14 protein-coding genes and 3 tRNA genes are annotated in these 11,175 nt (G+C 59.2%); 14 read left to right on the top strand and 3 right to left on the bottom strand.

Annotated features, from left to right (window positions below):
* Nucleotides 1–149: 149 nt before the first annotated feature.
* The 12 genes from O9K64_RS11025 (at nt 150) to O9K64_RS10970 (ending at nt 8,873) form a co-directional block, all read left to right on the top strand.
* Nucleotides 150–1,034: a DNA-binding protein gene (locus O9K64_RS11025; RefSeq protein ID WP_275098116.1), complete on the top strand. Its 885-nt coding sequence runs from the start codon at nt 150–152 to the stop codon at nt 1,032–1,034.
* A 198-nt stretch (nt 1,035–1,232) separates the two neighbouring features.
* On the top strand, nt 1,233–1,523 hold the full coding sequence (locus O9K64_RS11020; protein WP_275098115.1) for a CopG family ribbon-helix-helix protein: 291 nt from the start codon (nt 1,233–1,235) through the stop codon (nt 1,521–1,523).
* Entirely contained in the window at nt 1,520–1,813 is a 294-nt protein-coding gene (locus O9K64_RS11015) for a type II toxin-antitoxin system RelE/ParE family toxin (RefSeq protein WP_275098114.1), read from the top strand. The genes O9K64_RS11020 and O9K64_RS11015 overlap by 4 nt, the downstream gene beginning before the upstream one ends.
* 628 nt (nt 1,814–2,441) lie before the next feature.
* Nucleotides 2,442–3,401 (top strand): DHH family phosphoesterase, encoded by a 960-nt coding sequence (locus O9K64_RS11010; protein WP_275098113.1) that lies wholly within the window; start codon nt 2,442–2,444, stop codon nt 3,399–3,401.
* Nucleotides 3,402–3,624: 223 nt separating this feature from the next.
* Nucleotides 3,625–4,269: a response regulator gene (locus tag O9K64_RS11005; RefSeq protein WP_275098112.1), complete on the top strand. Its 645-nt coding sequence runs from the start codon at nt 3,625–3,627 to the stop codon at nt 4,267–4,269.
* Nucleotides 4,270–4,271: 2 nt separating this feature from the next.
* Nucleotides 4,272–4,901, top strand: coding sequence for a uracil-DNA glycosylase (locus O9K64_RS11000; RefSeq protein WP_275098111.1), 630 nt, complete (start codon nt 4,272–4,274; stop codon nt 4,899–4,901).
* 7 nt (nt 4,902–4,908) lie between these two features.
* Complete coding sequence (uvrC, locus tag O9K64_RS10995) at nt 4,909–6,738, top strand: excinuclease ABC subunit UvrC (RefSeq protein WP_275098110.1); 1,830 nt, start codon at nt 4,909–4,911, stop codon at nt 6,736–6,738.
* A 6-nt stretch (nt 6,739–6,744) separates the two neighbouring features.
* Nucleotides 6,745–7,341, top strand: coding sequence for a CDP-diacylglycerol--glycerol-3-phosphate 3-phosphatidyltransferase (pgsA, locus tag O9K64_RS10990; protein ID WP_275098109.1), 597 nt, complete (start codon nt 6,745–6,747; stop codon nt 7,339–7,341).
* Between the two features lie 43 nt (nt 7,342–7,384).
* Nucleotides 7,385–7,460, top strand: a tRNA-Gly gene (locus O9K64_RS10985).
* Nucleotides 7,461–7,559: 99 nt separating this feature from the next.
* Nucleotides 7,560–7,633, top strand: a tRNA-Cys gene (locus O9K64_RS10980).
* A gap of 23 nt (nt 7,634–7,656) precedes the next feature.
* Nucleotides 7,657–7,744: transfer RNA gene (locus O9K64_RS10975), tRNA-Leu, on the top strand.
* A gap of 160 nt (nt 7,745–7,904) precedes the next feature.
* A complete protein-coding gene (locus O9K64_RS10970; protein WP_275098108.1) occupies nt 7,905–8,873 on the top strand; it encodes a tyrosine-type recombinase/integrase in 969 nt (322 codons plus the stop codon).
* A 78-nt stretch (nt 8,874–8,951) separates the two neighbouring features.
* Here O9K64_RS10970 and O9K64_RS10965 read toward each other — a convergent pair whose 3' ends face one another.
* Genes O9K64_RS10965 through O9K64_RS10955 form a run of 3 tightly spaced genes read right to left on the bottom strand, consistent with a single transcriptional unit; the run spans nt 8,952 to nt 9,934 of the window.
* Nucleotides 8,952–9,158: a hypothetical protein gene (locus O9K64_RS10965; RefSeq protein WP_275098107.1), complete on the bottom strand. Its 207-nt coding sequence runs from the start codon at nt 9,156–9,158 to the stop codon at nt 8,952–8,954.
* A 1-nt stretch (nt 9,159) separates the two neighbouring features.
* A complete protein-coding gene (locus O9K64_RS10960) occupies nt 9,160–9,363 on the bottom strand; it encodes a hypothetical protein (RefSeq protein WP_275098106.1) in 204 nt (67 codons plus the stop codon).
* Nucleotide 9,364: 1 nt separating this feature from the next.
* Nucleotides 9,365–9,934 carry a hypothetical protein gene (locus O9K64_RS10955; RefSeq protein WP_275098105.1) on the bottom strand — a complete coding sequence of 190 codons (570 nt, stop codon included), beginning with the start codon at nt 9,932–9,934 and terminating at the stop codon, nt 9,365–9,367.
* A 336-nt stretch (nt 9,935–10,270) separates the two neighbouring features.
* Here O9K64_RS10955 and O9K64_RS10950 point away from each other — a divergent pair, with 336 nt between their 5' ends.
* Complete coding sequence (locus O9K64_RS10950; RefSeq protein ID WP_275098104.1) at nt 10,271–10,552, top strand: type II toxin-antitoxin system RelE/ParE family toxin; 282 nt, start codon at nt 10,271–10,273, stop codon at nt 10,550–10,552.
* A gap of 81 nt (nt 10,553–10,633) precedes the next feature.
* Nucleotides 10,634–10,918 (top strand): HigA family addiction module antitoxin, encoded by a 285-nt coding sequence (locus O9K64_RS10945; RefSeq protein ID WP_335342277.1) that lies wholly within the window; start codon nt 10,634–10,636, stop codon nt 10,916–10,918.
* Nucleotides 10,919–11,175: the final 257 nt, after the last annotated feature.

The following is an 11,175-nucleotide window of genomic DNA, read 5'->3' as shown; positions in this document are numbered from 1 at the left end:
GCTGCCAGTCAGCCAGCACGTAAGCCATTGAAATTTCTTGTCACCTTGCTTCTTACAAGCAGAGGGTGATGGGGGAAATAAGCTTTGCTAGATAAGAATAATAATAATATTATTATTCTTATCTTATTATTGTGCTCGGAGCCGTCATCATGAACCAATCCAACATCCCCGCAGAAGTGCGCGACCGCATCATCACCGCCGCGGTTGAGCTGTACGAGCAGAGCGACCGTGATGCCTTCCCAACCGTCGATCAGGTGCGCCGTGCTGCCAAGGTAAATATGAACGACGCCTCCGCCATCATGAAGGAGTGGCGCCGGGCGCAGACCGCCCAGGCCGCCCCTGTAGCCATCCAGGTACCGGAGGCTGTTGCCCAGGCAAACACCGTCGCTCTGGCTGCATTGTGGCGCCAGGCCCAGGAGCTGGCGAAGGAGTCACTGAGAGCCGCTCAGGCGGCATGGGAAACCGAACGGTCCGAGCTGGACACCATGCGCCAGGAACTCGCTGACGCCTACGAAACTCAGGCAACCGAGCTGGACCAGGTGAAGGCCGCGGCCGAGACCACTGAGCAGGCGCATCAAGCACAGTACAAGCAGGCCAGTGATGAGCTGGCCGATGTGCGGGCCGAACTGGCCCAGGCTGTCACCAGGGCAGAGCGGGCAGAGGCCAAGGCCGGCGAGATCGAGCGCCGGGCCGCCGATCTCCGCGCCGAACTGGACAGGGCGCATCAGGACGCCGACCAGGTGCGGGCTGGCTTGATAGAGCAGCAGCAGGCCACCCAGGCAATTACCGCGCAGCTTGACCAGGTGCGTGCCGAACTGGCGAAGGTACAAGCCAAGGCAGACGCCGAGCGCGAGGCGCACCAGGAACAGCGTAAGCAGGCGGCGAAGGAGATCAATCACAGTGCGGAGAAGCTGACACGGCTAGAGGCTGAGCTTGATACTACGCGGCGGGGAGAGTCGGCTGCGCGGGAGGAGGCGGCGGCATTGCGGGGTCGTGTGGAGGGGATGGAGAAAGCGCTTGCGAAAAGCGCGTAAATCATTGTAATTCCTTGTGACAATTCTTTACTTCCTGCTAAGCGCTTTTGGCGTGCTTGATGTACCACGGAACTACCAGGCAGTGCGCGCACACGCGCCAGGTTGAGTGGGTGGCCGACGCTTCGTCCACCCGCGATTTATCTAAGAGTCGATTTTATGCTACGCTGTACTTATCTTGTAACACGTGAGCGCAACAATATGAGCGAGGCCACCTTTACTTTTCGGGTCGATGAGGCCCTAAAAAGCGAGTTCACCACGGCCGCCAAGGCCCGTGACCGCACCAGCGCACAGCTCTTGCGCGACTTCATGCGTGACTACGTGCGGCAGCAGCAGGAGGCGGCCGCGCATGACGACTGGTTTCGGCGCCAAGTGCAAATCGGCCTGGATTCGGCTAATGCCGGCGATCTGATTACGGCGGAGGAAGTTGAAGCCGAAGCCGCCGCCTGGCGGGCTGAAACCCGGCGGAAGATGACTGGCTCCGCATCGTGAGATTGGTGTGGACGCGACCAGCCAACATTGACCGTAAGGGAATTCGTGAATACATTGCGTTAGACAACCCGGTCGCCGCACTGGCCCTAGATGAGCTGTTTTCGGAGAGGGCTTCACGCTTGGTCGATCAACCTGGCTTGGGTCGGCCTGGCCGTGTCGCCGGCACGTGCGAGCTTGTAGTACACCGGAATTACATCCTGATCTATGACACTGTCGGTGATCTGGTACGCGTCCTACGCGTTCTGCATGCCGCCAGGTCGTGGCCACCATCGCTCGCACCGACTGAGTAAGGTGTACCACTGCGCGCAGGGGTATACAGAATCTACTGAGCTAAGATTTGGTTTAAGTTTGCGACAATTTTGCGACACTCAGACCGTAAAAGCGTGTTATTCCATGTTTTAACGGCACGTTACATTATCTAACAATATCAATGTTATATGTTGTTAAGTTATGATAACTGTTGATATTTTTAGCGGACTTGAAAACCAGCGAGGGTTTGTAGCCCTCCCAGGGTTCGATTCCCTGTCTCTCCGCCAAAATATTTTCTTAATTTACAAGTAGTTAAGAAAGCGTAATAAGAAACGGAACTGTTTTGGGACCACATTGGGACCCAGTGCGACCAGGGAGGGTCGATTCACGCCTGCCATATGCCCGATTTCCCTTGTTGGAAAATTCCTCTCCGCCCGGCCCTTCTCCTCGGACGCAACGAGCCACTGCCAGGCGGCTACGCCTGAATACCGGCACTTCATATCGAGCCCTTAATCAATCATGTGCGTATTCAATGTGTACAATATAGCCGTGTCAAATACGAACGCTTAACGGACGTGAGTCCATACGCAACATCAACGTTATAGATGGTTAAGTTATGATATTCATTGGCATTATTCGCGGACTTGAAAAGCAGCCGGGGCGGCGCTCATGACCACAATCGACGTCTTTAACGGGGACGCTGACGGTATCTGCGCACTGTTGCAACTGCGATTGGCGGATCCGCTTGAGACGACCCTGGTCACCGGGGTCAAGCGTGATATCAATCTGTTGCGCCGGGTGAACGCAGGCGCCGGCGACCGGGTGAATGTCCTGGATGTCTCGCTGGCCCAGAACAGGGACGATGTGCTCCGCCTGCTTGAGAGTGGGGCGGAACTTTTCTACGTGGACCATCACATGCCGGGGGAAATCCCCGATCATCCCGGTTTGCATACCATTATCGATACCGGTCCGGATGTCTGTACCAGCATCTTGATCGACCGCTATCTGGATGGCCGCTTTACCCCCTGGGCGGTGACGGCGGCCTTTGGTGACAATCTGCTGACCGCCGCGCAGACCCTCGGTCGACGGGCCGGTCTGGCGCCGGACTCGCTGGAACGCCTGAAGATGTTGGGTATCTGCATCAACTACAACGGCTATGGTGCGGTCGTGGACGATCTGCATGTGGCCCCGGATGCACTGTTCAGGGCGCTGCTGGCTTACCCGAATCCAGAGGATTTTATATCCTATGCCGGCTCGTGTTACCAACAACTGCGCGCGGGTTATCGCGATGATATTGCCCGGGCCGATGCGGTCAGACCAGACTATGCGACGGATGCGGTGGCCGTCTACATACTGCCTGATGAGGCCTGGGCGCGCCGGGTCAGTGGGGTATTCGGCAACGCACTGGCCAACTTCCATCCGCAGCGGGCGCACGCGGTGGTCACCGCCAATAGTCTGGGCGGATATCAGGTCAGTGTACGTGCCCCGCTGGAGAATAAGACGGGGGCGGACGAACTCTGCAGCCAGTTTCCGTCCGGCGGGGGCCGGCGTGGCGCGGCCGGAATCAATCATCTCCCACTTGATCGGTATGCAGATTTTGTCGCTGCTTTTCAGGCCCGGTATGCGTAGGGTGGCTGGGCCAGAGGGGGGGTGGGGTCGCAGTTCAGCAAGCTATTTACATAGATATTGAGGAGTGTCACAGATACAGGGTTCATCGGGCTCGACGATGCAATGAACTCAGTCTTGACAGCCGGCTGTGTTACAGTTAGCTTCTCCGCTTGAATAAATAGTTATTAATTTCCTACCTGTGCGGTGCGGTTTGGTGGATGTCTGGGCTAGTTGGGGTGGTTGAGTGATCAAGGTACTGCTTGTTGATGATCATGAGCTCGTGCGAACGGGGTTTCGTCATATCCTCCAGGACTCCCCCGGCATTGAGGTGGTGGGCGAGGCGGAGAGTGGTGAGGACGCCGTTATCAAGGCCAAGCAGTTAAAGCCCGACCTGGTACTGATGGATGTCAATATGCCGGGAATCGGCGGTATCGAGGCCACCCGGCGTATTCGCCGCCAGAATCCCGCCACCCAGGTGATCGCGGTGACGGTGCTTTCCGATGCGCCGTTTCCGGAACAGTTGCACGAGGCCGGAGCGCTTGGATACCTCACCAAAGGCTGTCCGGCCGAGGAGCTGTTCCGGGCCATCAAGATGGTCGCATCCGCGCGACCCTTCATCTCGAATGAAGTCTCCCAGAAACTGACCCTGGCCATGTTGACCGGCAGTAATCCCGATTCCCCCTTCGACCGGCTCTCGCAACGGGAGATGCAGGTCCTGCTGATGATCACCCAGGGACAGAAAACCCAGTTCATATCGGATTCCCTCTGCCTCAGTCCCAAGACCGTCAGCACTTACCGTCACCGGTTGTTTGAAAAGCTGGATGTCGAGACCGACGTGGAACTGACGCTGCTGGCGATCCGCCACGGCCTGATTTCAACAGGCAGTTAGCCATGTTCGATCCTGCATGCCGTCAATGTCCGCGCCTGGCGGAGTTTCTGGACCAGGTGAAAGCGGACCATCCGGACTACCATGCCCGGCCGGTCCCGCCCTTCGGCGATGCGGCGGCACGACTGCTGGTGGTCGGACTGGCACCGGGTATGCACGGCGCCAACGCTTCCGGGCGTCCCTTTACCGGGGACTATGCCGGCATCCTGTTATATGAAACCTTGCATCGATTCGGTTTTGGCAGTAAACCCGAGTCGCTGTCGGTTAAGGACGGCCTGCGACTCAGCGATTGCAGGATTACCAATGCGGTAAAGTGCCTGCCGCCCCAGAACAAGCCGGTTGGCAGTGAGATCAATACCTGTAATCGCTATCTGGCAGAGGAGCTGAAAACGCTGCCGCCGTCGGGGGTTATCGTGGCGTTGGGGCTGGTTGCCCATAACGCGGTACTCAAGGCCTCGGGGCTGAAGCAGGGTGGCTACAAGTTTGCCCACGCCGCGCACCACCCGCTGCCGAACGGTCTGCAATTGATCGACTCCTATCACTGCAGCCGCTATAACACCCAGACACGACGGCTGACGGCCGAGATGTTCCATAGCGTATTTGCCCATGCCAGAGCGGTGCTGGACGCTATATAATCGCCCTATGGCGGCAGAACATTCCATACCAGCTTTCGATCACAAGAGTTTTCTCAACAATCTGACCAGACTGCCCGGCGTCTATCGCATGCTCGATAACGAAGGGGCGGTGCTCTACGTGGGCAAGGCCAAGGACCTAAAACGGCGGGTCAGCAGCTATTTCTCCCGGGCGCAGAACCGGCGCATTCAGTTGATGGTATCCAGGATCCACGCCATTGAGGTGACCGTTACCCACACGGAGGCCGAGGCGCTGATCCTGGAAAATAACCTGATCAAGAGCCTCAAGCCCAAATACAACATCCTGCTGCGGGATGATAAGGGTTACCCCTATATCTACCTGTCGGCTGACCCCTTCCCACGACTGGCATACCATCGCGGGAGACGTCAGGCGAAAGGGCGCTTTTTCGGACCCTATCCGAATGCCGGTTCGATGCGTGAAACCCTGCAGTTGTTGCAAAAGCTGTTTCCCGTCCGGCAGTGTGACGACACGTTTTACAATAATCGCTCCAGGCCCTGCCTGCAGTATCAGATCAAGCGCTGCAGCGCTCCCTGTGTCGGACTGATCTCGCAAGCCGATTATGCTGAGGATGTAAAGGATGCGGTGCTGTTTCTCGAGGGCAAGGCCAACCAGGTGATCGATGGCCTGGTGAAGCGGATGGAGAAGGCCGCGGCGGCGCTGGAATTTGAACAGGCGGCCCGCCTGCGCGACCAGATCGCCGCCCTGAGCCGGGTGCAGGAGCGGCAGTACATCACCGGTGAGCGGGGCGATATGGACATCATCGCCTGCTGCGCCAAGGGCGGTGCCGCCTGTATCCAGCTGTTTGTCATTCGCAACGGCCGCAACCTCGGGAATAAGAGTTTCTTCCCCAACACCGCCGGCGTCGAGCAAGAGGGGGCGATCCTCGCCGCCTTTATCGCCCAATATTATATCGGCAAGCAGATTCCCCAGGAGATCCTGCTCAGTCACGCGCCCGATGACAAGCCGCTGCTGGAACAGGTCCTGACCCAGGAGAGCGGCCACCAGGTGAAGCTGCGCCGGGAGGTGCGGGGCAGCCGGGCACAGGGGCTGCGCATGGCGCTGCACAATGCCCAGCTCGCACTGGATGCGAGGCTGGCCAGCCGGGCGGGGATGCAGCGGCGAGTCGAGGCGTTGCAGCAGAGTCTCTCCCTGGATGAGCTGCCCAACCGGATGGAGTGCTTCGATATCAGCCATACCGGTGGTGAACTGACCGTCGCCTCCTGCGTGGTGTTCGATGCCGCGGGGCCGCTCAAGGCGGATTACCGGCGCTTCAACATCGAGGGTATCCAGGGCGGGGACGACTACGCGGCGATGGCCCAGGCACTGACCCGGCGCTATACCCGCATCCAGACCGGGGAGGGCGTGCTGCCCGACATCCTGTTCATCGATGGTGGCAAGGGGCAACTGCAGGCGGCGGCCAATGTGCTAGAGGAGCTGGCGGTGGTGGGCGTGCAGTTGGTGGGGGTCGCGAAAGGGCCGGATCGGCGCCCGGGCATGGAGCAACTGTTCTTGTTCGGTGCAGATAGCCCCATTATACTGCCAGCAGATTCGCCCGCCTTGCACCTGATCCAGCAGATTCGGGATGAGGCGCACCGGTTCGCCATTACCGGCCATCGTCAGCGGCGGGAGAAGAGTAGGAAAACATCAGTGCTGGAACAGATTCCAGGGATCGGAGCAAAACGGCGGCAACGTCTGCTGCGGCAGTTTGGCGGATTGCAGGGCATCGCCCGTGCGGGCATTGTCGATCTGGAACGGGTAGAGGGGATCAGTCGCAAATTGGCTGAGCAGATCTATGCCGCCTTTCATGAAGATAAATAGAGAAGCATGTTTCAGAATATACCCAATGTACTGACACTCCTGCGGATGCTCCTGATCCCGGTCTTTGTGGTCCTGTTCTATCTGCCGTGGCAGTACGCCGCCGAGGCCTGTGCCATCGTCTTTGCCCTGGCGGCAGTCACCGACTGGTTTGACGGCTATCTCGCCCGGAGACTGAAACAGGTATCGGCGCTCGGCGCATTCCTCGATCCGGTGGCGGACAAGCTAATGGTCGCCGCGGCACTGATCCTGCTGGTGCAACAGGACCCGATCCCCGGGTTGGCCATTCCGGTGCTGGTAATTATCGGGCGGGAGATCACCATTTCCGCCCTGCGTGAGTGGATGGCGGAGATCGGCGCACGGGCGCAGATTGCGGTCTCGGCGATCGGCAAGGTGAAGACGGGCTTTCAGATGACCGCCATTTTCCTGATGATCTACCGCAATGATCTGTATGGCCTGCCGCTGTACACCATCGGCTTCGTACTGCTGTACGTGGCGGTCATCCTCACCCTCTGGTCCATGTTTATGTACCTGCGGGCGGCCTGGCCCAGCCTGAATGATACGGCCGAGCCGCAGGCGGAGGAAAACGGCCGATCTTCGGCTTGACACTTTCGGCTGGGAGACTACAATAGCCCGCGCATCAGGAGACGCGGGAATAGCTCAGCTGGTAGAGCACAACCTTGCCAAGGTTGGGGTCGCGAGTTCGAATCTCGTTTCCCGCTCCAAGTTACGGAATACCCCGGGCAATGACTCGGGGTTTTCTTCTTCAGGCGGTGGAAAATTTGCAAAAAATGCCGGATACTTCCGCCCCTGTACAGATATATGGCTGAGTAGCAAAGTGGTTATGCAGCGGTTTGCAAAACCGTCCACCTCGGTTCGACTCCGGGCTCAGCCTCCATTTTATCCGCTTTAAACTCCGCTGCCCGGGTGGCGAAATTGGTAGACGCAGCGGACTTAAAATCCGCCGGCCATTGCGGCCGTGCCGGTTCAAGTCCGGCCCCGGGCACCATTCACAGTTTTAGCAAACCCCCTCATATCGCCTCAAATACCACAACCGCACGGCCTGCAGGCCGTTTTCCCTTCTCGTTCTGTACGCAAAATATTCGCAAAAAACCACATAAAAACATATCATCGGGCGCCATTCGGGCACCAGTGCGGGCACCAGAAAGATGGCGAGCATAATAAAGAGGGACGGGCGATACCGGGCGCAGGTCAAGGTCAAGGGCCGCCGGCGTACCAAGTCGTTCAATACCCTGGCGGCCGCTCGGGAATGGGCGGCTGAAACACAAATCGAGATGAGCCGTAGCCGCGGAGAGGCGATCAACCGGACATTCGGGGAGTTGCTGGAGCGGTATGCACGGGAGGTGTCGCCCACGAAGAAGGGCTATCGCTGGGAGGTGGTACGGATTGAGATGATTCGAAACAATGACCCTCTGGCGAATGTCAACCTGCGGCAGATTCAGCCGGCGGATATTGCCGCCTGGCGGGATCGGCGGCTGAAGAAGGTCTCGGCCAACTCGGTCCTGCGCGAGTGGAACCTGATCCGCAATGCCGTAACGGTGGCCATCCGGGAGTGGGGCTGGCTGGTGGATAACCCTATGACGCCGGTCAAGCGGCCCAAGGAAGGGCGGCCTAGGAGCCGCCGTCCGACCGTTGACGAACTCAACAGACTGACCCTGGCCATGGGTTACGATTCAGAACTCACGCCCCGCACGATCGCGCAGCGGGTCGGGGCGTCCATGTGGTTCGCCATCGAGACAGCCATGCGGGCCGGGGAGATTGCCGGACTCAGGCGGGAGGATATTCAGGGTCGGGTGGCGCGGTTGCGTGACACGAAGAATGGCGCGGATCGTGATGTGCCGCTGTCCGATCGTGCTATGGCCATCCTGAATCAGCTCGATGGGGATGATCTGTTCGGGGTGTCATCTATGCAGATCACGTCGGCATTCCGGTCCGCCAAGCGCAAGGCCGAGGTTGATGGGTTGACCTTTCACGACATGCGCAGGGAGGCGACCAGTCGGCTGGCCAAAAAGCTGGACCTGCTGACTCTGGCCAAGCTCACCGGCCATCATGACCTGGCGCTGCTCAAGAACGTCTATTACGCGCCGGACATGGAGGAGGTGGCGGGGCGGTTGTAACTGTTAGGGCGCATAGCTTGGTAGTATCAAAAAAGGGGCCTCGCGGCCCCTTTTCATTCCATGCCGCCACTGTCTCCTTTACAGTTGCTCCACGGTGTCACGCATTTCGTTGACCAGGCCCTGGGTACTGTCGATAACGATCCGCAGCAGGCGGCTGGCGGCTTCCCGCTGGATCTCCGGGCCACTCTGGCCGATCCCGATGGCGGCCGCATCCAATGCTTTCAGATGGTCATCGATCCAGTCGCATTGCAGGTTCATGCGCTTGCGCAGTTGCTCCGAAGTCATGTCATACCCCCTGGCCGAGGGCGGCCCGATCGAGGGTGTCCATTTGCGCGTGGATGATGTTGCGCACGTCCTCGAGGTCGAGGAGGTCCTCCTCGAGGGAGTCGATGGCGGCGATCAGCGCCTGGCGGGTGTAGACGAGTCCGCTGCGCAGCTGGGCCGCCTGGTCTGCCGGGATGTCGCCCGGCCGGGCTGTGTGCTCAACCATGTCACGCCCCCTTACCCGGCAGGGCCGGGGTCTGCTCGCCGAGGGGCAGGGCGAGCTGGTCGATCTCGGTGGTGCGCAGGGTGAGATCCGGCTGCGGCCAGGCGGCGAGGTGGCAGTAGTACTCGAGCATGCGCACCAGCTGGCGGTAGACCATGGCGTTCCTTGCGCCGGCGATGCGGTCGGTGATGCGCTCGATCTCCTTGATGTAGGCGTTGCGCTCCTTGGTGTCGGCCCCGTGCGGCCCGGCGAAGTGCCAGACGAACTCAGCCACGGCGACCTTGCAGGCGAGCGCCTTGGGCTGGCCGGACTCCATGACAATCAGCAAAAAGCCGATGGGGTGGTAGACCGAAACGTCCCTCATTTTGCCGTCAACGGCCCTCAGGTTGAGGGGTGTTGAGTAGTGCTCGATGTGTGGATTTCGGTCGAGAAGGTTGTCGATCGCCTTCTGTGAATCGGCGTATTCCAGCCACTCGCCGATGGCTTGGCGGGTGGCGTGGGGGATGCCGTCGACGTAGGCGACCTGGCTCAGGGCGATGTCGCCCCACTGGAAGCTCTGGGTGGTATTAGTCATGACAGTTCTCCGGGTATGTTGAAGAGCTGCCACCGTCCGGTTCCAATCGGGAAAGGGTGGCAGGCCGCACAGGGTTGGAACTACCGCCCGGAGAGCGGCGCACCCGAGGGTGCCCCCATGCGACCCGCCATAAAACGGGCGGGCACAAAAAAAGCGCCATCGAGTGAGCGCTTGTGCGCTCCGGTTTCGGGGTTCCAATCCCGGCCGCGGATTTTGCCGCAGCAAGTATAGGCTAGACCGAATGGCGCGTGGGTGTCAAGCATTACGGGATATAGGAATACTTCTAGAATAAGTATACGCTTGACGTATTACGCGAAGCGTACTAAAATGCTTTGCATGATCAAGAGCTTCGACGACAAAGTCACTGCTGCCGTGTTTCAGGGGAAACGGCCCCGGCAGTTGCCGCCGGGCATCCTCAAACGGGCACGGGAAAAACTGGATATGGTTGACGCCGCCGAGGCTCTGGACGATTTGCGTGTGCCGCCAGCCAACCAACTGGAAAAGCTGTCTGGCGACCGCGCCGGCCAATGGAGTATCCGCATCAACCAGCAATGGCGCGTGTGCTTCGTTTGGGATGACGGCCACGCCCACAATGTTGAGATTGTGGATTATCACTAACGAGGCATGACCATGACGATTAAACGAGAAGACCTGGACACTATCGACTTTAGCGACACCGTCAAAAAGGGCGCGCGGTCTATTGCGCCCACGCACCCCGGCGATATTTTGCTGCATGACTTCCTGGAGCCGCTCGATATGTCGGCGAACGCGCTGGCGCTTGAGCTGCATGTGCCCGCCAACCGCATCAGCAAGATCGTGAAGGGTGAGCGTAACATCACCGGTGATACCGCACTGCGCCTGGCTCGCTATTTTGGCACCACGCCTGAATTTTGGATGAACCTGCAAAAGAACCATGAGCTTCAATGCGCCCGCAAGGAGATCGCGCCCAAAATCAACAAAGAGGTGCAGCCCCGCGCCGCGTAGCAAAAAGGTGTCTGCCTGCTGGTAGTCGCGTTGCTCCATCTGTTGACGCACTTTAATCACCCTGGGACTCCGCCCACCTGATCACCTCAATCGCCTTCCATCGAGGGTGCCCGCGGCCAGGTCCCTTGTCGGTCGGTAGCCGGATTGGCTTCGGAAAGTTCGCCCGGGCGGCTATGCGCTCTTTAAACTGCCGTGCCGACACTTTGAAATAAGCGGCCGCTTCTTTCGGTCCCCAGAGATCGACTGTGATCGGGATC

It is taken from the genome of Sedimenticola hydrogenitrophicus, assembly GCF_029017505.1.
Classification (GTDB): domain Bacteria; phylum Pseudomonadota; class Gammaproteobacteria; order Chromatiales; family Chromatiaceae; genus Sedimenticola; species Sedimenticola hydrogenitrophicus_A.
The sequence above is the reverse complement of the archived record's forward strand: the minus strand, read 5'-3'. Positions and strand labels throughout refer to the sequence as shown.

Coding starts and splice junctions, on each gene's coding strand:
- O9K64_RS11025 (WP_275098116.1), top strand. CDS start 150: ATGAACCAATCCAACATCCCCGCAGAAGTGCGCGACCGCATCATCACC.
- O9K64_RS11020 (WP_275098115.1), top strand. CDS start 1,233: ATGAGCGAGGCCACCTTTACTTTTCGGGTCGATGAGGCCCTAAAAAGC.
- O9K64_RS11010 (WP_275098113.1), top strand. CDS start 2,442: ATGACCACAATCGACGTCTTTAACGGGGACGCTGACGGTATCTGCGCA.
- O9K64_RS11000 (WP_275098111.1), top strand. CDS start 4,272: ATGTTCGATCCTGCATGCCGTCAATGTCCGCGCCTGGCGGAGTTTCTG.
- uvrC (WP_275098110.1), top strand. CDS start 4,909: ATGGCGGCAGAACATTCCATACCAGCTTTCGATCACAAGAGTTTTCTC.
- pgsA (WP_275098109.1), top strand. CDS start 6,745: ATGTTTCAGAATATACCCAATGTACTGACACTCCTGCGGATGCTCCTG.
- O9K64_RS10970 (WP_275098108.1), top strand. CDS start 7,905: ATGGCGAGCATAATAAAGAGGGACGGGCGATACCGGGCGCAGGTCAAG.
- O9K64_RS10965 (WP_275098107.1), bottom strand. CDS start 9,158: ATGACTTCGGAGCAACTGCGCAAGCGCATGAACCTGCAATGCGACTGG.
- O9K64_RS10960 (WP_275098106.1), bottom strand. CDS start 9,363: ATGGTTGAGCACACAGCCCGGCCGGGCGACATCCCGGCAGACCAGGCG.
- O9K64_RS10955 (WP_275098105.1), bottom strand. CDS start 9,934: ATGACTAATACCACCCAGAGCTTCCAGTGGGGCGACATCGCCCTGAGC.
- O9K64_RS10950 (WP_275098104.1), top strand. CDS start 10,271: ATGATCAAGAGCTTCGACGACAAAGTCACTGCTGCCGTGTTTCAGGGG.